The sequence below is a fragment of the Coprococcus eutactus genome, assembly GCF_025149915.1.
Lineage (GTDB): Bacteria > Bacillota > Clostridia > Lachnospirales > Lachnospiraceae > Coprococcus > Coprococcus eutactus.
The window spans coordinates 2,952,484-2,978,048 of sequence record NZ_CP102278.1 but is presented as its reverse complement, the minus strand read 5'-3'; the positions used below and the strand labels follow the sequence as shown (position 1 = coordinate 2,978,048).

Here is a 25,565-nt window from a genome sequence, read left to right as displayed (position 1 = left end):
TGGAAGGAGAGCTGTGATGAGATTTAGTGCAGTATACAATACAGATGTGGGAATCAAGAAAAAGACCAATCAGGATTCGCTTGCAATAAAGATTGCAGAGACACCGGACGGACAGGCCTTGTTCTCACTTGTATGTGACGGTATGGGAGGACTGGCAAAAGGGGAGGTCGCCAGCAAAGAAGTTATATGTGCGTTTTGCAATTGGTTTGACCAGCAGTTCGCCGAGATGGTAAAAAATGAGAGCTTCAGTGAGGGAGCATTGAAATATCAGTGGCTTCACCTTGCCGTGGACATGAATGAGAAGATAAAGGCATATGGTGAACAGAATGGAATAATGCTTGGAACAACAATATCGGCAATCCTGATGTACAGAGGCAGATATTACATAGTACATGTGGGAGACAGCCGTATATATCAGATGAGCTCGACCGTGCAGCAGCTCACAGCTGACCAGACTCTGGTTGCAAGGGAGATAGCAGCTGGTAGGCTTACACCGGAGCAGGCAGAGACGGATAGCCGAAGAAGCGTTCTTCTCCAGTGCATAGGTGCATCGCCGGTTGTTGAGCCGGACTTTGTGGCTGGAGATATCCAGGCGGGTGCAACATACATGATCTGTTCAGACGGATTCAGACATAAGATCTCAAACGATGAGATAATGAGTAAGATCGGGCCGGCAGCATGTGGAACAGAGGCAGAGATGGAGGACGGATGTAAGTTCCTCACAGAGCTGGTTAAGTACAGAAAAGAAACAGACAATATCACAGTGGTTCTTATTAAAACGGAATAATGGGGAGATAAGATGACAGAATTAGGAACAGTATTAGATGGGAAATACGAAATACTAAAAAAAGTCGGACAGGGCGGAATGTCGATAGTCTATCTCGCTATGGATAACCGACTTAATAAGCAGTGGGCAGTCAAGGAGATTAAAAATGACGGCTCCAAAAGTACGGCAACTCTCTTGAAAAGTCTGGAGAGGGAGGCCAACATACTCAAAGATGTCGACCATCCGGTTCTTCCGCGTATCGTCGATATTATAAACGAAAACGGTACGATATATGTAGTGATGGATTTTGTCGAGGGAAAACCTCTCAGCGATGTGCTCAAGGCTGAGGGCGCACAGGATCAGAACAAGGTCATAGAGTGGGGCAGAGCCCTAGCGAGTGCACTGGATTATCTTCATTCCATGAATCCACCTATAATATACAGGGATATGAAACCGTCAAATGTAATGCTTAAACCTGATGGTTCGGTAAAGCTTATAGACTTTGGAACGGCAAAGGAATATATCGTTGAGAACAATGCTGATACCACAGCTCTTGGAACCAGAGGATATGCAGCACCTGAGCAGTTCGGAGATTCCCAGGGACGAGGTATATACAATACGGATGCAAGAACCGATATATATAATCTGGGTGCTACGTTGTATCATTTGGTAACGGGTAAGAATCCATGTGAGCCTCCATATGAGATAAAACCTATCAGACAGTGGAATCCAACGCTCTCGTCAGGATTTGAGCAGATAATAATAAAATGCTGTCAGCCTAGCCCGGAGGACAGATATCAGTCGTGTTCAGAGCTTTTGTATGCGCTGGATCATTACAATGAGCTTGACAACGAATTCAAGGCAAAGGCAAAGAGAAAAGTTGCAGTATTTGCAACGATGGCGGGACTTTCTATATTGTCCGGATGTTGTGCGATATTTGGCGGAGTCAAGAAGGGACAGCTGAAGGAGCAGGATTATAACAACAAGATAGCGGAAGCAGAGGACGCGGTCGATTCGAGCGACTACAACAAGGCATTTGAATGTTATAAAGCGGCTGTGGACATTGATCCTACAGCATCAGAGGCGTATATAGGATATATGGACACATATGCCTACTATTACACGGATGAGGATGTGGCTACAGGAACGGGTACAGAGACACCGGCGGAAAAGGGAATCAAGTTTGCCTTGAGGAACATTGACAAGGTAAAGGATGATGTCAAATATGAGATAGCCCTTCTGTATTTTAATGAGGTACCGGATTATAGTGCTGCGAGAAAGTACTTTAATATGGTAGGAGATACGGAAAACTTTGCAAATGATGTAAAACAGGCAAAATACTATGAGGCTATATGCGATAACAAGATAAACAAGACAGCCGATTTCAATGACAGTAAGCAGGAAGTATTTGACTTTCAGCAGTACAACAGCGACAACATAGACGATACAAATACATACAAATATGTCAATTACCTTAATATAGCAACTATATATGTAGATAAGCTTTCAAGCGATGAGGAGCTTGCGAACAGAACGATAGAACTGTTGCAGGAGGCGAGCGACAAGCTGAACGACAACGCAACTGTCCTCTCAAAGGAGTTCCCAGAGGAGAGAGGAGTTAACTATTACAGCGGTCAGTACTCAGCGATCCTGTGTTCAGTCTACACATATCTTGCAGAGAAGGAGAGCGATCCTGTTGAACAGGTAGCTTATTACAGAGAGGCTATAAACAGCATTGATTCATATCTGTCAGGATTAGATATGAACGGAGATGCTGTCACCGAGAAGACAAAGAATGTGTACGCAGAGTATTCCAGAAAAAAAGCTGAGATATATGTGAGCATGGGCGACATCAGTGGTGACGACAAAAACTATGAACTTGCAGAGAATGTATACCTTTCGGCAGAGCAGATGCTGGGTGTTGATGATTACTCGGCAGATCTCTACACGAGTCATCTTACATATCTGTATAACAGATACACGGATCTGTATGGAAGCGCTCCTGATACATGGGATAAGAGCGCAAGGAATACAGTTATTTCGGTATACAATAGTGGCAGCAGGATAAGCATGCTGGCGGATGGAAAGAAGCCACAGTGGAACACGTTGATACACAAACCGGTTATAGAGGCTATAGTTTCAGGAACCGGAAGTAAGACAGGCAAGTAGAGGGGGAAAAGATATGGCAACAATTTACAACATAATGCTATATGGCGGCCTTGCACTTGCAGTCATATTTGCCGTTACGGCAATCGTATTATTCTTTACACTGAAGATACCGAAAGCGATCGGAGATGTGACAGGCTCAACTGCCAGAAAGAAGATCGAGGAGATCAGGGAGAAAGGCTATGAAAGTGTACAGGGTGTTGGAATTTCCAAGAAGGAAGCGATAAAGAACCATACAACGAAGATTTCTGTGCGAGATGTTCAGTCATCTGAATCGAGTAAGAGAGCTGAAAAGGGAAGAGCAAATTACGAGAAGGCGGTTGCAGATATAAAGAATAAAAAGAAAAACGAAGATTATCTGAAGTCTATACATGAGGAGGCTACAGATATTCTCCATGAGGATATGCAGGAGCTGGCAAGGAACATGTACTCCGATGAGGAGGCAACGGATGTACTAATGGAGAATGAGGACAGCGAGGAGGCAACAGATGTGCTCAGAGCCGATGAGGACAGCGAAGAGGCAACAGATGTGCTCAGAGCAGAAGACGACGGCGAAGAGGCAACAGATGTGCTCAGAGCCGATGACGACAGCGAAGAGGCAACGGATGTGCTCAGAGCAGAAGACGACGGCGAAGAGGCAACGGATGTGCTCAGAGCCGATGACGACGAGGCAGCAACGGACGTACTCAGAGCCAATGACGACGAGGCAGCAACGGATGTGCTCAGAGCCGATGACGATGATGCAACCGATGTCCTTAGAAATGATGATACTGAGGCGACCAGCGTGCTGACCGGACAGTCAGATTTTACGGGAAGACTCAGTCAGGGAGAAAATAGTATGCTTAAGATGGTCAAGAACGTTGTGATCGTTCATACAGATGAGAGTATATAGGAGGGAGAAGGTATGAAAAAGATATTACATAATAAGTCATTGCTTCATCGACTTATAGCACTTGTAATGTCAGTGGTTATGGTCCTGACCCTGGTGGCGATAGATTCCAAAGTGCATCTATTTGCGGAAGAAGAGATAAAGACCGTAGATATCACTGATCTGCTCAAGGGCGATGAGACGGATATGCTTTTTGGATCCAAAGAGATCACGAAGTATAAATTTGCGAGCAAGCCGGTTGATGATGTGGATCTGAGCAAGATCGTGTATAAGTCATATACTGGTGATGATCCGGAGGAAAAACTTCCAACATCAACAGATGTTACAAAGTACAACAGCATTGGCACAGAGGAAGCGTTTACGAATGACAACAAGGTGTCTAAGTATGCGTTCTACTATGTGGAGTACAATGATGATGGAGAGATCGAAAATATCAAGTTCATGGGCAAACTCAGAGCGGTCTATGACAACAAGAATCCGGAGATAGAGAGTGTAGAGCTGACATCAAACAGCGGCAACATGATCGTGAAGGATGGATATTATCTTCTCGATGTGACTGAGGATGGAGTGGCATTGCCTCAGTTTACCATCACAGTAGATGATGGTACAGAGGAGACGGACACAGGAGTGGCAAAGGTCGTATATCTGAAAAAGGGCGAGACCACAGAGACTGAGATTGAGGAAACAGATGGAAAGTATACGTTCGGTGTCCCAGACGAGACTGGAGAATACATATTCAGAGTATATGACAAGGCAGGAAATGTAAGTGCTGACACACAGCCACTTGTTATAAAAAAGCTGAATGGCGCTCCATCGATCAGCAAGATAAATCTGAGCAGTTCAAACAACAAGGCGCAGAAGAAATTGATCAACAATATGGAATTCATAGTTTCACCTGAGACTATGACAGTTCAGGCTGAGATAAATATGTCTACAGCCGGAGACGGTGATTCGACGGTGGTTGTTGGCGCTCAGCTTTGTTACAGATTTCTTTCAGATGATAACACAGTGGATTCGCCGGAGACCATATGCGAAGTCACAAAGAATGCACAGGGCAAATACGTGGCAGAATTTGTGATCCCAGTGAATTCACTGGATAAGAAGTCACTTACAAAGATGGCTATCTGTGTAAAGGATGAATTCGACAACAGATCATGCTATACAGATCTGGAAAATCATATAGTATTTGTCAGCGATCAGTCACCGACAATCGATTTCACCAAGATGACACAGATCAGAGGCGAAGGGTATAAGGCAAAAGATGATAACAACTGGGTAAAGTCGATGTCATTTGTTATGTCGGCAAATGATGATTATGCTTATATAGACAAGATGTACTATAAAAATGGCGGCGCAGAGACAGTGATTGCGCAGGATCTGAACGTATTCAGCAAGAATGCAAAGATAGGAATAACAGGAACGGCTCATCCAGGTATAGATGCGGGCAGCATAGCCCTTGAAGATGGTCAGTACAAGCTGACATTTGGCGCAAAGGATTATATTGGCAATGATGGCACAAAGGATCTCGATGTGTATATAGACAATACAGCACCGGTTCTGAAGTTATCATCAGACGCCCCTAAGGTAAAGGTCGGTTCAAAGAAGTACTATTCGTTGTCGAAAAGCACAGATAAGATTGATGTGGCATGGGAGGATGCAACATCAGGTGTAGATGAGAGCGCTACGACTGCAGTACTGTTCAACTCAGCAATATCCTATACACTTAAGGTCAACAGGGATGAGGCAGGCAAAGGACATGTCACAATGAGCAATGCCGTGGAGAGTGGAGAGTACGCGCTGGAGATAACGATCTATGATCATGCCGGAAACAAAACGACCGAGAGCGTACCTGTATTTGTGAACAAATCAGATTTCTCTGCTGAGATCTCAGCAGAGGCCGACGCTGAGGAGATAAAGAGTGGTAAATATGTTTCTGCTGACAAGGTAGTGGTTACCGGAACTGCAGAGGGATTTTGTCTGACAACTGATGATGTTGATGTGCAGGTAGAAGTTGATGGTAAAGTTATCAATTCAGATAAGCATTTGAGCATATCAAATCAGAAGAATGGAACAGTCATATTCACATATGTGATATCAAATACCAAGAAGGAAGATATGCAGGGACATTACAAGTTCAAGATGACCGTGCGTAATCATGGTACTGATGTCACAAAGACTGCAAGTTATTCACTGGTGTATGATACCACGGCACCAAATATGACAGCAGCGGAGGTGACACCTTATAATAATAAGAAGGTTAAAGTTGCTTGGACTGCCAAGGATAAAGAGGACGTCAAGTATATTGAGATAGAAGGAACCAGAACGGTATGTGTTTACAACAAGACGACCGGAAAGGTAGATCAGACAGAGCATGAGATCAGCACATTCCGTCTTAAGGGCACAGAGACAAGCTATACATTTAAAGAAGACGGAAAATATGACATCGATATTTACGCATACGATGCCGCCGGAAATGTAAGCGACTCAGCAAATGTCAGGTTTGTGATAGACAGGGAGAATCCGGTAGTTGAGTACACAGAGAAGGTTACAGATCCATCTGCAAAGGATAACAGCGGCCAGACTATAGAAGTTACTGTACATGACTCATACAGGATAGTTAGCAGTGATGTCACTGCCACTGTATATTACAGAACGTATGACGGTGCAAGCGGAACGATGATCGGATCGCTCAAAAGAGTGAATAATGAGACGATAAAGGCGTCCATGAATCTCAAGCCGGTCGGCGGAGCGGCATCGGTCTACAGAGTCGAGGTCAAGGGTAACGATAAGGCCGGAAATGCTGTTATGGACAAAGTGGATCTTGCAAAGAACAGATATTATATCGATAAGACAAAGCCGGAGGTCAAGATCTCGCCAAAGCCGGAGTCAAAGAATGACGGTTACTACAAAGAGAATGTGTCATTTGATATCAGCATATTGGAGCAGTTTAACAGAAAGCATACACTTACAATAACTGATGCAAATGGAACCGCCCCTGAACGGACAGAGAAGTTTGAGTTCAATGAATATATGTACAGTCCGACATACAGAGATGAGGGAAGCTACGACCTTACCATAAAGGTTACAGATGCTGCCGGAAATTCATCGACAGTCGGAACAAAGTTTGTTATCGATAAGACAAAGCCTACAGTACAGCTTGGCACGGTTCAGCCTCTGAATACAGGAAATGTAACTCTTCCTGTGACACTTAGAGATAACATGGAGGGATCAAAATATACAGTCCATGTTGTCAGAACAGATGCAAATGGCAGCAAGGTATATGACGCAGACCTTGAAAACGGAACGTGGACCGGCACAGACTTCACCAAGAATTGCACATTTGCTGATGAGGGAGACTATGTGGTTACTGTATCAGCAGAGGATAAGGCTGGCAATAAGTCAGATGCGCAGATATCAAAGTTCAGGATCGACAGGACTGCACCAGTCATCACGATAAGTGGTGTAAATGACAAACAGACGACAACAGGCACAGCAACTATCAGCGTGGACGAGGCATTCTCATTTGACTATGAAGGCAGAAGTCTTGGTGCGTCAGATATAAAGGTGTCGATAACAAAGAAGACAGATGGAACAGGAGCATCAAATATTGCAGAGCTCACAGCGGGAAGCTTCTCAGGCGGCAATCCACACACAGCATCCTACAGCTTCACAGAGGATGGTGAGTATACGATCACTGCAAATGCTAAGGATCTTGCAGGAAATGTTGCAGCCAGTGCCACAAAGACTTTCAAGATAGACTCAAAGGCACCTGTCATCAAGATGTCTGTATCTGATAAGAACAGCAAGACGATAAAGAGCTACGATGCAGTGGGAAGCACAGATATGCTTGATCCAAACTACGTTGACATGTCACTGTCAGTTGAGGAGACATTCTTCAGAACAAACAATGTCAAGATAACAGTTAACAAGGATGGCAAGGATATATCAGCATCGAGCTTCACAAATTACAGCAACTCATCAGCTGTGAGTACAGGAAGTCAGAGATTTGATGAGGATGGTGTATACGAGATAACAGTCACAGCCCAGGATGAGCTTGGAAATAAGACGGATGATTACAACATCGTATTCACCGTGGACAACACAGCACCTACGATAGAGTCCACATCAAAGCTTCTCAGCCTCATGGCTAAGTCAACTGCAGGTGAGGATGGAAGCGTACTTCTCAATGCAGATGATTTTGCGGATATCCTGAACTCAGGATACGATGCACTTTGGAATGTAAACGATACATCGGTATTCGATGTAAATGTCAAGATGGATGGAGTCGATTTCATCGATTTCTCGGACATGGAAGACGGATACCACAAGATAACATTAAAGGCAACTGATGAGGTTGGACACGAGACCAGCCAGGAGTTTGGATTTACATATGATGGAACCGCACCGAGAATCATAATAAGCGGTGTGGAGGATGGCGAGACAGTCAGAGAGCCATTTGACATGACGATCGGACTTGAGAACGAGGAAGATGAGATCACATCGATCGTGATAAACGGCAATACCATCGATCCTGCTCAGTACAAGAGCAACAATCAGTACAAGATGCATGTGGAGGAGTATGATTCATATACAATAGAAGTAACAGCTACAGATAAGGCTGGAAATATCTCATCCACGGTTGATGAAAAGACTGGAGCTGTATTCACATTCAAGCTCAGCGAGAAGATCTCATCAGTCGCTTTGATACTGATAATAATAGCAGCGATCCTTCTCGTAGCACTGCTGATATTTGTCATAATAGCAGGCAGAAAGAGAAAGAAGAAAAGTGCAGCATAAATAAGATCACAGGAGACGGTGAATGTATAAAGCAGTAGTGTTTGATATGGACGGCGTGCTGGTGGACACAGAGCGGATATACCGGTTGTGCTGGAAGAAAAACGGTGTGAATATTGGTATTTCGGAAGATGATATGGAACGTGTGTGCGACCGGGTCGCCGGCGGCAATAAAACCACCAATGCCCGTGTATTCAAAGACATAATGGGTGAGGATTTTGAGTATCTTCCATTTCGTCAGAGGACGATGGATCTGTTCGATGAATACGTTGCAGAACATGGAATTGATATAAAAGATCATGTAGCAGAGACACTTGGATTTCTGAAGGATAGGGCCGTCAGGATCGCTCTAGCCACATCCACAGGCAGAGAACGGGCGATGCAGAGACTTTCAGATGTTGGTATTCTTGATTTCTTTGATGAGATGGTCTGTGGCGACGAGATAGTCAAGGGCAAGCCTGATCCAGATATATATATCCGGGCGTGTGAAAAGCTCGGAGTATCACCGGCAGAGGCAGTTGCTGTTGAGGATTCAGTAAACGGAGTTATATCAGCGGACACTGCAGGACTTTATACCGTGATGGTGGTAGATCTCATAAAGCCAAACGATATCACAGAGCAGCATGCTGATCAGACGTTTTACGATATCAAGGATATATGTAGTCTGTTTTAAAAAAGACATAAAAGATTGAAGACGGTCAGATCTGAAAAGGTTTGACCGCCTTTTTCATATTTTTATACTAATAAATCCGTGCATAATGACATATTTATATAATGAAGAAATAAATGGTGGTTTTGTAGTGGCAGGACAGAAAATGCTTGGTGTGCTGAAGGGACTTATAATATCCTATCTGATCACGATTATTCTGCTGTTTGCAGTTGCAGTCGTGGTTTATAAAGTGGGGATAAGTGATACGGTTCTGAGCGGACTAATAACGGCAGTATACATATTTGCGACGTTCCTGGGGGGCTTTGTAACGGGAAAAAAGGTTCAGGAGAAGAAGTTTGTTTGGGGGGCGCTATTTGGATTTACGTACATACTTATAGCTGTGGCACTGTCCGCGATCGTGGGAGGAGCTGAAGCGGGAACTTTGGTACCTCGCATAACTAAGTGTGTAATGTGTGTCGCCGGCGGCATGCTTGGGGCTATGTTGGCCTGAAAAAACTCTTTTACTTTATATATCTTTATGTTATAATCGCGGTATATGACATAAAAAGAGAGGTGTATCTAGAATGAAGAGAATTAAGACACTCACAAATAAGACTATGAAGAATACAATGGTCAAGGGTGGATGCGGCGAGTGCCAGACATCATGCCAGTCAGCTTGTAAGACATCATGCACAGTTGGTAATCAGAGCTGTGAGAATGTTAACAACAAGTAATTTGTAACAGTTTGTATTTGATCAGCTAAAGGGGACCGTCGTTTATGATGACAGTCCTCTTTAGTGCGTGTATAAGGGATACCGTGTGTGGTGTCTGGAAGATTATAATTCGTGTATATTTATTGAGATCCTGAGTGGATTGCAAGAAATGCGCGGATTTTGTTGAAGGAGAATTATGGTTCATCAGTACAAGAACAATGGTTATAATATAGTGCTTGATGTCTGTAGTGGTTCTGTGCATGTTGTAGACGATCTTGTCTATGATATTATTTCTTTATATGAAGAGAAGGATAAAGAGCAGATGATTAAAGCCCTGTCACAGTACGACAGCGCAGATGTCGCAGAGGCATATGACGAGGTTGCCCAGCTGGTAGAGGACGGAACGTTATTTACAGATGATGTATACAAAGATTATATTATAGATTTTAAGAAGAGAAAGACAGTTGTAAAGGCATTGTGTCTGCACATAGCCCATGACTGTAACCTTGCATGCAGATATTGTTTTGCAGGTGAGGGAGAATATAAGGGAGACAGAGCCCTGATGTCGCTTGAGGTGGCAAAGAAGTCTCTGGATTTTCTGGTTGCAAACTCAGGATTTAGAAGGAACCTTGAAGTGGATTTCTTTGGCGGCGAGCCTCTTATGAACTGGGATGTTGTGAAGAAGACAGTTGAGTACGGAAGAAGTCTTGAGGAGAAGTATGACAAGAAGTTCCGATTTACCCTCACGACCAACGGAGTGCTTCTGAATGATGAGATCATGGAATTTGCCAACAGAGAGATGGCGAACGTGGTACTCAGCATAGATGGAAGAAAAGAAGTACATGACTACATGCGTCCAACCAGAAACGGCAAAGGAAGTTATGACGTAATACTTTCCAAGTTCCAGGAATTTGCAAAGAAACGTGCTGGCAAGAGCTATTATGTGAGAGGCACTTACACTCACAACAATCTTGATTTTTCAAACGATGTTCTGCATATGGCAGATCTGGGATTTGATCAGATATCGGTTGAGCCTGTTGTGTCGCTCCCTGACGAGCCTTATGCCATAAAGGAAGAGGATATTCCAGTGCTGCTTGAACAGTACGATATCCTTGCAAAAGAGATGATAAAGAGACATAAGGAAGGAAGAGGCTTCAATTTCTTCCACTTTATGATAGATCTTGAGGGAGGCCCGTGCGTTGCCAAGAGACTTTCCGGCTGTGGTTCAGGAACAGAGTACATGGCGGTTACTCCTTGGGGAGATCTGTATCCGTGTCACCAGTTTGTAGGCGAGGATGATTTCTGCATAGGCAACGTATTTGACGGAATCAAGAATCAGGATATAGTCAATGAATTCAAACTCTGCAATGTATATGCAAAAGATAAGTGTAAAGACTGTTTTGCAAGATTCTACTGCAGTGGCGGATGTGCAGCCAACTCATACAAATTCCATGGAAATATACTTGATGCGTATGATATAGGCTGTGAGCTTCAGAAGAAGCGTATAGAGTGTGCGATCATGCTCAAGGCAGCCATGGCTGATGAAGCTGATGAAAATGATGAAGTTGACGAAAGCAAATAAGATGCTGAGGATAGCTCAGAAGACGGTGTAAGGGAGAATACATAGATTTCCTGCACAGATGAAAAGAACTAAACAACAGCTGCTGTGGTATACAGACAGTCTGTTGTCTAAGAGGAAATAAAAAGGGTAAAAGGAGAAGACGATGAAGAAAACAAAGAGAAATGCTGTGCTCGTCATCATAGCCTTTCTGCTTGTACTGGGTGTTGCTATATATACAGCGATATTCGGTGTTGCAGATAGAGGTAAAGTTGAGTACATCAAGCTTGGACTTGACCTTAAAGGCGGTCTGAGTGTAACTTACGAGATTCAGGAAGACGATTACAGTGACAAAGATCTCGAGGATACCAAGTATAAGATTGAGAAACGAGTTGAGGCATATACCAACGAGTACTCAGTATACGAGGATGGAGATAAGAAGATCACAGCAGAGATACCTGGAGTTACCAATGCGGATGAGATACTTGAGGCTTTGAATATTGAGGGAAAGCTTGAGTTCCTTGATCCTGACAACTACACAAAGTGGTCACAGGGACAGGAGTATGAGGCTGCTCTTACAGGAGATGACATCAAGAATGCCACAGCCGGAATTGACTCAGATAACGGCAATGACAATGTGGTACAGCTTGCATTCACCGATGAGGGAGCTCAGAAGTTCGCTGATGTTACCGCGGCAAATGTTGGAAAAGTAGTATACATTATATATGACAACAAGGTCGTAAGTGCACCAACAGTACAGTCAGCCATAACAGGCGGAAGCGCAGAAATCAACAAGATCGGAAGCTACGAGGAGGCCGAGCAGCTTGCTACTACTATCCGTATCGGTGCACTTCCTCTTACACTTAAGCAGGTTCGTTCCAATATAGTAGGTGCTACACTTGGATCAGATGCCATCAGCACAAGCCTTAAGGCAGGTGCGATCGGTATTGCACTTGTATTTCTTATCATGATCATAGTATTCAGGATTCCGGGCCTTGTGGCTTCATTTGCCCTGGCATTCTACACAATACTTGATCTGCTGGTTATCAACCTGTTCAACGTAACACTGACACTTCCTGGTATAGCCGGTGTTATCCTGTCAGTAGGTATGGCGGTTGATGCCAATGTAATCATATTCACACGTATCAAAGAGGAGCTGGCGGATGGCAAGTCCGTAAAACAGGCGGTAAAGGGTGGTTTCCACAATGCCCTGTCAGCCATCATAGATGGTAACGTTACAACGCTTATCGCAGCTCTTGTACTTGGAATATTCGGAACAGGTACTATCAAGGGATTTGCGATCACACTGGCTATCGGTGTTGTTCTCTCAGTATTTACAGCTCTGGCAGTCAGCCAGTCACTGCTCACAGCGCTTGTGAATCTCGGTGTTGCAGATGCCAAGTATTTCGGTGTTGCAAGAGAGCCAAAGAAGACAAACTTCGTGAAAGCAGGCAAGTTCTGTATGCTCGGATCACTCATCGTGATAATCGCATGCTTCTGTATGATGCCTGTTAACAATAAGTCAAAGGGTTCACCACTTAACTTCAGTGTTGAGTTTGCAGGCGGTACAAGCCTTACAGTAGGTTTTGACAAAGAGTACTCACTTAGCGAGGCTGAGTCAGATATAGTTCCGGTTATTGCAGAGGCGGCAGGTATCGGCGAAGCAGGTATCTCAGTTCAGACTGTTTCAGGAACAAACGAGATCGTGTTCAAGATGCCTGAGCTTTCTGATGATGGTACAGATGATTCACAGATGTCAAAGGTAAGAGCTGCATTGACAGACAAGCTTGGAGCTGATGTCAAGGAGGCAAATGTAATAAGTGGATCAGTCAGCAGCGAGATGTCCAAGAATGCTATATTCTCAGTCATCCTTGCAGCAATCCTCATGCTTATATATATAGCTATCAGATTCCATGATGTGAAGTTTGGTGCAAGTGCAGTTATCGCACTTCTCCACGATGTTGCGATGGTATTCTGTCTGTATATTATACTGAGACTTACAGTTGGTAACACATGTATCGCGTGTCTGCTCACCATAGTTGGTTACTCGATCAATGCGACTATCATCATATTCGACCGTATAAGAGAGAATATAGATATAATGAGACCTAAGAAGGCAACATATAAAGATATAGTCAATCTGAGTATCAACCAGACATTCAGCAGAACTATTTATACATCACTCACAACATTTGTTACAATATTCGTTCTGTATATCATGGGAGTGGCATCCATCAAGGAGTTCGCTCTTACACTTATGGCTGGTATAATCATCGGTGCTTACTCTTCAGTATGTATCACAGGTCCACTCTGGTACACTATGAAGACAAAGCTTGGCAAAGCCAGAAAAGACGGATTAGAATAATATCGTACGATATCGTGAAATATAATAAAAACAGGCAAATGCCTCCATGACAGTTATGTTGTGGAGGCATTTGCAGTTTACAGATGATATGATCTGAAGTACAATGACATGAAATAATCCGTAGTGAAATAGTTTGAAGTGAAATAATTCTGAGTGAAATAACCTGGAATAAAACGGAGGTGAGGACATGGTTGGTGCAGTTGTATTTGACATGGATGGGGTCATTCTTGATTCGGAGCAGCTGGTGGTGAGGAGCTGGCAGAAGATTGCGGGCAAATACGGTATAGAGAATATAGAAGGTTTCTGCATGGCGGCACTTGGACTCAACCGCGAGGCGGCAAAGAAGCTGTTTGTTCGGATGTATGATGGCAGATATGGAGATGAAGAGAGGTATGAAGTGCTCAAGGCAGAGATGGCATCAGAGTTTCACCGTGCGGCGGCGGATGGAGAACTTGTTCTCAAGCATGGAGTCGCCGATACTCTGAAGCTTATCAGGGATAAAAATATTCCATGTGCTCTTGCAACGTCCACCAGAAAAGAGGTCGTGACCATGGAACTAACCAATCTGGGAGTGATAGCTTACTTTGACAAGCTGATATGTGGAGATATGGTGGAGAGAAGCAAACCAGCTCCCGATATTTTCCTCAAGGCATGCGGGGAGCTCGGCGTAGCTCCAGAGAATGCATTTGCTGTGGAGGATTCGTATAATGGAGTCAGAGCCGCCCATTCTGCGGGGATGAAGGTGGTCATGATACCGGATCTGGTTCAGCCTGATGCTGAGATGCGAGAAAAAGCCCTTATCATATTTGATAACATGGACGGGTTTAAAGAGTATATCATGAAACTTGTCACAGCATGACGGGGATACTTAAAACAGAATAAGATACAGAAAATATATAAAAAGAACTCCTGATGCAGAGAGAGCAAAATCTCTGTAACAGGAGTTCTTTTAGTTGTTTTTAGGGTTTTAAGGGGACTGGTGAGGTCCCATATATAATATGTAAGTCCCGGCAAAGGTCTGACATATTTTGATCTAATGGGTCAGTTAGATCAATGACTCGTAGAGCTTGGTGATATCCTCCACGCTAGTCTCTCTTGGATTGCCCGGACGACATGCGTCATCGTAGGCTGACTGTGCCAGGAATGGAATATCCTCTGGCTTTACAATGTCTTTAAGGTCTGTAGGAATGCCTACATCGATGGACAACTGGCGTACTGCGTCAACTGCAGCTTTTCTGTATTCTTCCTGGGTCATGTCGTCTACGCCCTTAACGCCCATGGCTCTTGCTATCTCACGATACTTTTCTCCTGTTGCTTCTGCATTGTATTCCATTACAGTAGGCAGGATGATCGCGTTGGCAACACCGTGAGGTGTGTCATACAGTGCACCGAGTGGATGTGCCATTGAGTGAACGATTCCAAGTCCGACGTTTGAGAATCCCATGCCTGCAACATACTGACCGAGTGCCATATCTGCACGTCCTTCAGGGGTGTTTGCGACTGCGCCGCGAAGAGAGCGGCTGATGATCTCGATTGCTTTCAGATGGAACATGTCGGACAGCTCCCATGCAGCGGCTGTGATATATCCCTCTATGGCGTGAGTCAGAGCATCCATACCTGTGGCAGCTGTAAGTCCCTTTGGCATAGAACTCATCATCTCAGGATCCACAAATGCAACAACAGGAATATCCTTAGGATCAACACATACCATTTTGCGGTTCTTCTCTACATCGGTAATAACGTAGTTGATCGTTACCTCAGCCGCTGTTCCTGCGGTGGTTGGTACTGCAAATATAGGTATGGATTTGTTCTTGGTAGGTGCAACACCCTCAAGACTTCTGATATCTGCGAATTCAGGGTTGGCAATAACTATTCCGATACCCTTCGCTGTGTCCATGGAAGAACCGCCACCTATTGCGATAATGTAGTCAGCATTGGCTGCCTTGAAAGCCTCCACGCCCTGCTGAACATTCTCTATTGTTGGGTTTGGCTTGATGTTTGAGTAGATCTCGTATGCAAGACCGGCACCGTCGAGAACGTCTGTGACCTTCTTTGTGACACCAAATTTGATAAGATCCGGGTCAGAGCATACAAGTGCTTTTGCGAACCCTCTTCCAATAGCCTCTGTGGCAATCTCAGCGATTGCACCTGCACCGTGGTATGAGGTCTCGTTAAGTACAAATCTGTTTGCCATAAAATTATCTCCTCCTTCTTTGAAAAATATAGCGGCACCCCGATGATGGAATCTTGTGGCCGTATATTCCTTAGGTGTGGCGTAACCGCCAATTTATAAGTGCATATTGCACAAAAGTAATATTAAAATACTGATACTATTATAACATTTATACAAAAATAATCAATGTAAATAATAGTCAAAATGGATGTATTTATAGTCGAAATGGCATGAATTGAGGACAAAGTAAAGTTGTAATAGAGTGGATGGTTTGATAAAATGGTCAGAGAAATATAGAACGTGAGGAATAGGAAATGATGAGGTCCCCTGAAGAACAGCAGATAATAGACAGATATGTTATGAGACCTAAATGGACGATAATGAGCAAAAGAGCCGATTTTGCAGAGATAGGCAGGAAATTTGGCATAGATCCGGTGGTTGCAAGAGTCATAACCAACAGAGGGATATGCGGTGACGACAATATAAATATGTATCTGAACGGTGGGGCAGACCTTCTCCATGATCCAGGCCTGATGAAAGATCTGCCGGAGGGATGCCGGATAGTGATGGACAAGCTAGAGAATGGCAGCAGGATCCGTATCATATCGGATTACGATGTGGATGGAGTGACATCGAATTATATCCTTCTGCTCGGACTCAGGAAGGTTTGGGCACAGATCCATGGTGCCAGGCCGGAAGAGTGTGAGATCGTGGATTATGATATCCCTCACCGCATACATGATGGATATGGAATAAAGAACAGGCTTATAGATGCTGCGAAAGCGGACGGTGTTGACACTATAATCACCTGCGATAACGGCATAGCGGCATTTGAACAGATAAAATACGCGAAAACCATTGGGATGACGGTCATTGTCACGGATCATCACCAGGTTCCGTATCAGGAGAACGGGGATGGAACGAAGACATATACCCTCCCACCTGCAGATGCAGTCATTGACAACCAGAGGGTTGACTGCCAGTATCCGTTCAAGGGGCTATGTGGTGCCGGCGTAGCCTGCAAGTTCATACAGTATCTGTACAGGCTTTGTGGCATAGATGAGCGAGAGATACAGGAATTCTTCGAGGTCCTGGGACTGGCAACAAACTGCGATATGATGGATCTCGTTGATGAGAACAGGATATTTGTCAAATATGCTCTTGAGAGTCTGAAGGATAGCCGGAATCCGGGACTTAATGCTCTCATGCGGCTCAGCGGAAAAAATGAAAAAAAGATAACCACGTACGATCTGGGATTCCTCATTGGCCCATGTATCAATGCCGCAGGGCGCCTCGGGGATGCCAGGACGAGTCTGGAGTTCCTACTGGAAAAGAATGCAGCAAAGGCGGAGACAAAAGCAGCGGAGCTTATCCAGATCAACAATGACAGAAAGTCCATGACTGAAAATGGTGTAAAGCTCATAACCAAAATGCTTGAGGATGCGACGATAGCAGGGGAAATTGGCGATACGGCGACTCTTGCCGACCACGTTATAGTTGCATACATTCCGGATGTGCATGAGAGCGTGGTGGGAATAATAGCGAGTAAGCTGAAGGAGGCATACAGCAGACCTGTCATGATATTTACGGATAGTGAGCATGCGGGGATACTCAAGGGATCGGGAAGGTCCATAGAGAGTTATAATATGTATGAACATCTGAGCCGGGTGAAGTCATACTTTAGGGAATTTGGCGGGCATGCCATGGCGGCAGGATTTTCCATAGAGAGCAGTAGACTGGGTGAGCTGAGACGGGTGCTCAACGAACAATGTGCGCTCACGGATGAGGACATAACTCCGAAGGTAAGGATAGATGTCGGGATGCCACTACAGTACCTTGCAAGGCAGAGTATGCGGATAACCGAACAGCTTTACCTGCTCGAACCATATGGCAAGGGGAACAGGAAAGCGCTGTTTGGACAGGCGAATGTTCCCGTGAGAAAAGCGTCAATTTTGGGCAAAAATAGAAATTTATTGAAACTTGTGCTTGATATTGGGGAAAACCAATACATGGAAGCGATATATTTTGATCCGGATGAGTTTGTTAATAATATAAAACAGTGGTTTGGTGCGGACGAATGTGATAAAATGTTAAATGGCCGGCCGAACAAAGTGGTAATTGATATGGTGTATTATCCAGAGATAAATGAGTTTCGCAATACAAGAAATGTCCAGATAAGGCTGGAGAGATATGACAAATGTGATTAGAAACGGGAGGATAAAATGAGCGAGGTAGAAAAGTATATCAAGAGCATTCCGGATTTTCCAAAGCCGGGAATTATATTCAGAGATGTGACGAGTGTCACAGAGGATCCTGAAGGTATGAAACTTGCCATTGATGAGATGGATAAACTTCTGGAGGGTGTTGATTACGATGTCATAGCAGGAGCTGAGTCTAGAGGATTCATATTTGGCGCTCCCCTGGCATACAAGAATGGAAAAGGACTTGTACTTGTGAGAAAGAAGGGAAAGCTTCCAAGGGAGACTGTGGAGATGTCCTATGATCTCGAGTATGGACAGGCCACCATAGAGATACACAAGGATTCAATAAAGCCGGGTGAGAAGGTCGTGCTCGTGGATGATCTCATCGCGACAGGAGGAACGATCGAAGCGGCTGCGAAGCTTATAGAGAGCCTTGGCGGAATAGTTGTAAAGATGGTGTTCCTCATAGAACTTTCTGATCTGAAGGGTAGGGAGAGACTGTCCAAGTACGATGTAGCTTCAGTTGTGAAGTTTGAGGGAGAATGATCGTGACAGAATAACAAATATAGGAAGCGTGGTGATCGTATGAGTGAGACATTGGATAATATACAGGACAATATAGTGGCAGAAGAGACTAAGAAGGCAGCCGAAGCCGGCGTGATCACGACGGAGCAAGCTACGAAGGAGGGTATAGCAGCTATAGAGAAGGCACTTGCCGCAGGAAAGGCTGTTCCGCAGAATCAGCTTATGAAGATCGATGAGCAGAATAACAAGCAGACGCGCGCAAAGAGGGAGATAGATCTGTCGACACCTGCCGACTTTACTCCTCCGGAGGACCTTTACAAGGAGCTCATAACAAGGATCCTCACATATCACCCATCGGCTGATATAACCATGATAGAGAAGGCGTACAAGGTCGCTGACGCAGCCCACAAGGGACAGCTCAGAAAGTCTGGAGAGCCTTATATCATGCATCCGCTTAACGTGGCGATCATACTGGCGGAGCTTGAGCTGGACAAGGAGACCATAGTTGCCGGAATACTCCATGATGTTGTGGAGGATACGGTCATGACATCCGAGGAGATAGCCTCTGAGTTCTCCGAGGAGGTAGCTTTTCTTGTGGACGGCGTAACAAAGCTGACACAGCTCAAGATGACGACGGACAAGATAGAGGTTCAGGCAGAGAATCTGCGAAAGATGTTCCTGTCGATGGCGAAGGATATCAGAGTTATACTGATAAAACTTGCCGACAGACTTCACAACCTCAGGACGTTACAGTACCAGTCTCCAGAGAAGCAGATAGAGAAGGCAAGGGAGACCATGGATATCTATGCGCCTATAGCACACAGACTTGGTATCAGCAAGATCAAGGTCGAGCTGGATGATCTGTCAATGATGTACCTCATGCCGGAGGTGTACAATGACCTCAAGGCACAGATTGATGAGAAGCTGACGGAGAGAGATGCGTACATCAAGAGGGTGGTTGAGGATGTCAAGAAACACATCGACAATGCCGGTCTTGAGGCTGAGATCGATGGAAGAGTAAAGCATTTCTTTAGTATATATAAGAAGATGAAGAACCAGAACAAGACTCTGGATCAGATATATGACATATTCGCGGTCCGTATAAAGGTGAATACTGTCCGTGACTGTTATTCGGCACTTGGTATTATCCATGAGATGTACAAGCCTATACCGGGACGTTTCAAGGATTATATAGCCATGCCGAAGTCTAATATGTACCAGTCACTCCACACTACACTGATAGGACCGGAGGGACAGCCGTTTGAGATACAGATAAGAACATACGAGATGCACAGAACTGCTGAGTATGGTATTGCTGCACACTGGAAGTACAAGGAGAACATAACTGGTACGGTCATGCAGAAGGAGGAGGAGAAGCTCTCATGGCTCCGCCAGATCCTGGAGTGGCAGAGGGATACCGACGATAACAAGGAGTTCATGAGTTTCGTCAAGACGGATCTCGACCTCTTCGCAGAGCAGGTATACTGTTTCACCCCTGCGGGCGATGTTAAGAATCTGCCGAGCGGTTCCACACCTATCGACTTTGCGTATGCGATCCATACGGCGGTCGGCAACAAGATGGTGGGAGCCAGGATAAATGGCCGTCAGGTGCCTATCGACACAAAGCTGAACAACGGTGACAGAGTGGAGATCATAACATCACAGAATTCCACAGGTCCTAGCCGTGACTGGCTGAACCTCGTCAAGAGCACCCAGGCGAAGACTAAGATCAACCAGTGGTTCAAGCACCAGTTCAAGGATGAGAACATCAGCCGAGGCAAGGAGCTGATCCTCAGCTACTGCAAGTCCAAGGGAATCGATTATTTCATGTACTCAAAGCCTGAATATCAGGAGAAGATATACAAGAAGTATAACTTCCAGGACTGGGATTCCATCGTTGCGGCGGTGGGGCACGGCGGAATAAAGGAAGGACAGATAGTAAACCGTCTCATAGATGAATACAACAAGGATCACAGGCAGCAGACAGCCACCAACGAGGAAGTTCTTGACGAATTCTCAGTGAAGAAGAACCACGGCAACCATGTTGGCAAGGGTGGAATCATTGTCAACGGTATAGATGATGTGGCAGTCAGATTCTCAAAGTGTTGTTCACCTGTTCCGGGTGACGAGATAGTTGGTTTCATAACCAGGGGAAGAGGAGTGTCCATCCACAGAACAGACTGTGTAAACGTGTTATGCATGAGCGAGGCTGACAGGGCCAGAGTCATAGAGGCAGAGTGGAAGGACGATGCCGTGGCAGAAGGCACATACATGACAGAGATAAATATATATGCTGATGACAGGAACGGAATCCTGTTTGACATTACCAAGATACTCAGCGAGGCGAATATCAATGTCAACAGCATAAACAGCCGTACAAGCAAGCAGGGAAAGGCAACGATCACTATATCATTTGCAATAAAGTCGAAGGAACAGCTGAATACTATCATTGCGAAGATCAGAAATGTCGACAGTATCATTGATATAGAGAGAACAACCGGCTGATAAAAGGACTAATGTCCGATCGGAGGAAGGGAAATATTATGAAAGGCTACATGAAGAGATATGTTTCGCTGGTATTGGCAGTGATGATGATACTTGGCATAATGAGCTGCCCGGGAGCCGTGAAGCTCCACGTAGATGCAGCCAACGGTACATCTCAGAAGAATACAGCTACGGACACAGATGCCGTCAGCATAAGTGGACTCAATGCGGTTCCAAAGAGTGCTTCATCTATACAGCTAAAGTGGAAGACGATTGCCGGGGTGGATACATATCGCATATATGTATATGATGTGGCGAAAAAGGCATATAAAGAAAAGGGACGTACACAGACAGGTGCTTATCAGGTAAGCGGACTTGCAAAATCGGGAAATGAATACAAGATAGCAGTGAGAGGATACTCGGCTGATCAGGGCAGGATCGTGGCAGTCACGCCTCTTGCCACGATAACTTCAAAGACTCTTCCGGGTAGTCCGAAGCTCTCAGAGCTTGGAGCTAGAAGCACTTCAAACACATATATAAAGTGGAATAAGGTCACAGGGGCTGATGGTTATCAGGTGTACAGATACAACCGTGCATCAGGAAAGTGGTCAATGCTGACAGAGACGGCTGGGCTCGTGTACAAAGATACAAACAAGACGTCCGCAAAGGGATACACATACAAGGTAAGAGCATATATGAAGTACAAGGGACAGCGGTATTACGGTGTATATTCAGCCGGACTCAGGACGGCGACTGTGCCCAAGTCTGTACCGGAGTCCATGTGCTATGAGAATTATGTGCTCAAGAAGAATAGGCGCGGTATGTATGAGATGGCTGGCACGGATGCACCATATATGTACATACACGGATATAAACTTGAACTGACAAAAGCCAAGGGAAGTACAGGATATGTGATATATTATCAGGATGTCCGGGAAATTTCCCAGGAAAATGTTAAAAAATCAAAGGTACTCGGATATACGAGATCGTCTGTCCTGAATCTTGGCAGAACGACAAGAAAGGGATACAAGAGAGTGTTCTGGGTAAGCTCATATTATGTGTATGGCGGAAAGAGATATGTGAATCCATCCAGGATGCCGGTGACAAATGAAGGCGTCAGATACACATACAAGAACAGACTGGGAAAGGTCACAGGGATAGAGGAGTATGAGTACGGTGCTGTGGACAGACAGATATCTCAGGTGAGATACTATACTTCCAGAGGCAGACTGAATAAATACGAGATGTATCTGTACAACAAAAATGGTTTTTCATATGGAATCAGAACGTACAATGCGTCCGGAAAACTTATAAAGACAGAACGTTTCAAATAAGCATTTAATAAAATGCAGTTTTTTCAAGTAAACGCATGAACGGAGGATTTATGGCAGAGTTAAACATAGACGCATATGAACTGGGGGGATTTCAGACCAACTGCTACATCGTGTCAAATGCAGACACGGGCGAGGCGATAGTTATCGATCCCTCATGGAATGCGGCATTTATCAAGGGCAGACTGGACGAGAGAAAACTGAAGTGCGTCGGAATATATCTCACGCATGGACATATAGACCACATGGCTGCAATGGACGAGATCAGGGAACTCACCGGTGCTCCGACTTACGCATCGGAGGATGAGGAAGAAGTCCTTGGCAGCAGCAAGGTGAATCTCTCTGCTATGATGACGGCGGTGTTTGGCAAAGTGGTCGAGACTAAGGCAGACAACTATCTGACCGAGGGCGATGTGAAGAAGATACTTGGCACGGAGATGAGATGTATAAGTGTTCCGGGGCATACCAAGGGCGGAATGTGTTATTATTTTGATGAACAGCATATACTGTTCTCAGGTGATACACTGTTCAAATACAGTGTTGGAAGATCAGATTTCCCAACGGGGGATGAACATGCCCTGCTTGAGAACATACGCGAGAAGCTGTTTGTCCTGCCGGATGACACGGTAGTATATCCGGGACACGGTGACAAGACACAGATTGGAAAAGAGAAAAAGATGAATCCATTCTTTTAGCATAACGGGGGTGTAAAGCCTCCGTTATACTATATGAGTGAGACAGGTGTGGGATTTAGATAGAATGATTTTACTGATTCAGAATATTGAAGATTATAACAATGATTTCAGAGTGAGCCTTCAGGCATTTTACGGCGGTGAGAGGATCATCGTACCTGAGATATTTGAGAAGAAACCAGAGCTTAAGAGAGAAGTGGATAAGGTGTTTGCGGCGGATATCCGGGAACAATCTATAGAGATAAAGATGTATGCCGGGACTTTGGAGGATGACGGCAAAGCAGAACTTGCAGAAGCGGTCATAGACGCCGTTATTTCAGGAGAAAAGCCGGACGAGGCGCCCGTGTGCAGCAACAGAGTGGATATAGACGGTGACAGCAGAGATAAGGCTGTTGTCAGAAATCCGCTCAAGCTTGCCATATATGAGATGCTTTCGGCTTATACGGGAAGGACACTTCCGTGGGGGTCGCTCACCGGAATAAGGCCGACAAAGATCGCTGTAGCCCAGATAGAAGATGGTGAGGACAGGGAGTCTGTTATCTCGAATTACATCAATGTTTATGGAACATCCAGGGCAAAGGCTGAGCTTGCATTTGACGTGGCTGGTAGAGAGAAGATGATCATAGACTCCGTGGCGGAGGAGGATGAGTACTGCCTGTATATAGGCATACCGTTCTGTCCTACCAGATGTCTGTACTGCTCTTTTACCTCATATCCCATAGCTGTGTATAAGGACAAGGTGGAGGCTTATCTAGATGCTCTTGAGAAGGAGATGGAGTATGTTGCAGAAGCCTATAGCAGGAAGAAGCTCATATCCATATATATAGGAGGGGGAACCCCTTCATCCATATCGGCGGAGAATATGGACAGACTCTGCGGCATGATCGAGAGGGCATTTGACCTTAGTTATGTCAGGGAGTTTACGATAGAGGCAGGAAGGCCGGACAGCACCACCTATGACAAGCTGGCGGTGATGAAGAAACATGGTGTGACGAGGATAAGCATCAATCCGCAGACCATGAATGAGCAGACACTCAGGACCATAGGAAGGGCACATACTCCTGATCAGACTAGAGAAGCTATGGAGATGGCGAGAAGAGTTGGATTTGACAATATCAATATGGATCTCATAGTGGGTCTTCCGGGGGAGGATACAGATGCGGTTGAGAACACCCTGAGACAGATAAGGGAGCTTGCACCAGAGAGCCTGACAGTGCATACACTGGCAGTAAAGAGGGCTGCGACATTGAATATAGAGATGGACAGATATAAGGATCTTTTGAAGAACGACATAGAGAGCCAGCTTGATGCGGTGACGAGGGCGGCTGATGACATGGGGCTCAGTCCGTATTATCTCTATAGACAGAAGAACATGACAGGTAATCTTGAAAATGTGGGATATTCAAAAGAAGGTCTAGAATGTCTCTATAATATACTCATCATGGAAGAGAGAACTGATATAGTGGGACTCGGCGCAGGAAGTTCCTCAAAGCTTGTGGTGAGACCCGGACATGATGGCGTCACAGAGGGAACCCGCATAGACAGGATAGAGAATTGCAAGAGTGTTGATGATTATATATCGCGTATAGATGAGATGATAGCAAGGAAAAAGGCGGGATTTATATGGGATTAGCAGAAGTGGTAACGGAGAAGAACCTGGAGGACTGTTACTCTGTGGATATGAATGATGCGGTTAGGCATGGCATGTGCGTCAGTATCCTGTCGTCTGAGCTGGCAAGTGAGCTTGGAATGGACGACGCATTTATCCACAAGGTGGCTGTGGCGGGAATGCTCCACGATGTGGGCAAGCTCCAGATCAGTCCGTATATATACGGACGCAGGAGAAACACCATGAAGATAGAGGAGATGCAGTATGTGCGCCTTCATGCAAAGCTCGGCGCTGATATACTGAGCAGAGAGGGCTATGATCAGGATATAGTAGACATGGTCCACTATCACCATGAGAATTATGACGGCTCGGGTTATCCATACAGGATGCGCGGGGATGAGATACCCATAGGAGCCCGCATAATAAGGGTATGTGATGTATTCAGCGCTCTTGTGAGTGACAGACCATACCGTAGGGCATTTGACGCGGATACGGCGTTTGGGATGGTCATAGACGAGGTCAGACATTTTGATATGAAGGTGTTTCTAGCATTCCAACGCATGATAAACACGTCGGATGTGATAGAACGTATAGACTATGTGCTCCATGGAAGCATACCAGGTCTTGACGAAAAGTGAAAAAAGTGTATA

The 25,565-nt window shown here is 45.0% G+C and carries 18 protein-coding genes; 17 read left to right on the top strand and 1 reads right to left on the bottom strand.

Annotation, left to right across the window (positions count from 1 at the left end):
* Positions 1–16 precede the first annotated feature (16 nt).
* From NQ536_RS13190 to NQ536_RS13145, 10 genes are all read left to right on the top strand, one after another.
* Complete coding sequence (locus NQ536_RS13190; RefSeq protein WP_004852547.1) at positions 17–787, top strand: PP2C family protein-serine/threonine phosphatase; 771 nt, start codon at positions 17–19, stop codon at positions 785–787.
* 12 nt (positions 788–799) lie between these two features.
* Complete coding sequence (locus NQ536_RS13185) at positions 800–2,935, top strand: serine/threonine protein kinase (protein WP_004852545.1); 2,136 nt, start codon at positions 800–802, stop codon at positions 2,933–2,935.
* Positions 2,936–2,948: 13 nt separating this feature from the next.
* Positions 2,949–3,824, top strand: coding sequence for a hypothetical protein (locus NQ536_RS13180; protein WP_004852544.1), 876 nt, complete (start codon positions 2,949–2,951; stop codon positions 3,822–3,824).
* A 12-nt stretch (positions 3,825–3,836) separates the two neighbouring features.
* Positions 3,837–8,618 carry an Ig-like domain-containing protein gene (locus NQ536_RS13175; RefSeq protein WP_004852542.1) on the top strand — a complete coding sequence of 1,594 codons (4,782 nt, stop codon included), beginning with the start codon at positions 3,837–3,839 and terminating at the stop codon, positions 8,616–8,618.
* Between the two features lie 22 nt (positions 8,619–8,640).
* A complete protein-coding gene (locus NQ536_RS13170) occupies positions 8,641–9,288 on the top strand; it encodes an HAD family hydrolase (protein ID WP_004852539.1) in 648 nt (215 codons plus the stop codon).
* Positions 9,289–9,415: 127 nt separating this feature from the next.
* Positions 9,416–9,775: a TIGR04086 family membrane protein gene (locus NQ536_RS13165; protein ID WP_227135408.1), complete on the top strand. Its 360-nt coding sequence runs from the start codon at positions 9,416–9,418 to the stop codon at positions 9,773–9,775.
* A gap of 73 nt (positions 9,776–9,848) precedes the next feature.
* Complete coding sequence (gene scfA, locus NQ536_RS13160) at positions 9,849–9,998, top strand: six-cysteine ranthipeptide SCIFF (protein WP_004852535.1); 150 nt, start codon at positions 9,849–9,851, stop codon at positions 9,996–9,998.
* 175 nt (positions 9,999–10,173) lie between these two features.
* The gene (gene scfB, locus NQ536_RS13155; RefSeq protein WP_004852533.1) at positions 10,174–11,559 is read left to right on the top strand and encodes a thioether cross-link-forming SCIFF peptide maturase; all 1,386 of its coding nucleotides are present in this window, start codon (positions 10,174–10,176) and stop codon (positions 11,557–11,559) included.
* Positions 11,560–11,701: 142 nt separating this feature from the next.
* Positions 11,702–13,900: a protein translocase subunit SecDF gene (locus NQ536_RS13150; protein ID WP_004852532.1), complete on the top strand. Its 2,199-nt coding sequence runs from the start codon at positions 11,702–11,704 to the stop codon at positions 13,898–13,900.
* Positions 13,901–14,087: 187 nt separating this feature from the next.
* The gene (locus tag NQ536_RS13145) at positions 14,088–14,759 is read left to right on the top strand and encodes an HAD family hydrolase (protein ID WP_004852531.1); all 672 of its coding nucleotides are present in this window, start codon (positions 14,088–14,090) and stop codon (positions 14,757–14,759) included.
* A gap of 186 nt (positions 14,760–14,945) precedes the next feature.
* Here the strand turns inward: NQ536_RS13145 and fucO are convergent, their stop codons facing one another.
* A complete protein-coding gene (gene fucO, locus NQ536_RS13140) occupies positions 14,946–16,094 on the bottom strand; it encodes a lactaldehyde reductase (protein ID WP_004852530.1) in 1,149 nt (382 codons plus the stop codon).
* A gap of 293 nt (positions 16,095–16,387) precedes the next feature.
* On the opposite strand from fucO, the gene recJ reads away from it, so the two are divergent.
* The 7 genes from recJ to NQ536_RS13105 all read left to right on the top strand — a co-directional run bounded on the left by recJ (position 16,388) and on the right by NQ536_RS13105 (position 25,553).
* Entirely contained in the window at positions 16,388–18,280 is a 1,893-nt protein-coding gene (gene recJ, locus NQ536_RS13135; protein ID WP_004852528.1) for a single-stranded-DNA-specific exonuclease RecJ, read from the top strand.
* 15 nt (positions 18,281–18,295) lie between these two features.
* Positions 18,296–18,820, top strand: a complete 525-nt coding sequence (locus tag NQ536_RS13130; RefSeq protein WP_004852527.1) for an adenine phosphoribosyltransferase — start codon at positions 18,296–18,298, stop codon at positions 18,818–18,820.
* 39 nt (positions 18,821–18,859) lie between these two features.
* Positions 18,860–21,304: a RelA/SpoT family protein gene (locus tag NQ536_RS13125; RefSeq protein ID WP_004852525.1), complete on the top strand. Its 2,445-nt coding sequence runs from the start codon at positions 18,860–18,862 to the stop codon at positions 21,302–21,304.
* 50 nt (positions 21,305–21,354) lie between these two features.
* Positions 21,355–22,617 (top strand): fibronectin type III domain-containing protein, encoded by a 1,263-nt coding sequence (locus NQ536_RS13120; RefSeq protein WP_155803878.1) that lies wholly within the window; start codon positions 21,355–21,357, stop codon positions 22,615–22,617.
* 50 nt (positions 22,618–22,667) lie between these two features.
* Positions 22,668–23,309 carry an MBL fold metallo-hydrolase gene (locus NQ536_RS13115; protein WP_022058622.1) on the top strand — a complete coding sequence of 214 codons (642 nt, stop codon included), beginning with the start codon at positions 22,668–22,670 and terminating at the stop codon, positions 23,307–23,309.
* A gap of 64 nt (positions 23,310–23,373) precedes the next feature.
* Positions 23,374–24,939: a coproporphyrinogen dehydrogenase HemZ gene (gene hemZ, locus NQ536_RS13110; protein ID WP_004852518.1), complete on the top strand. Its 1,566-nt coding sequence runs from the start codon at positions 23,374–23,376 to the stop codon at positions 24,937–24,939.
* Positions 24,930–25,553 (top strand): HD-GYP domain-containing protein, encoded by a 624-nt coding sequence (locus NQ536_RS13105; protein WP_004852517.1) that lies wholly within the window; start codon positions 24,930–24,932, stop codon positions 25,551–25,553. The genes hemZ and NQ536_RS13105 overlap by 10 nt, the downstream gene beginning before the upstream one ends.
* Positions 25,554–25,565 lie beyond the last annotated feature (12 nt).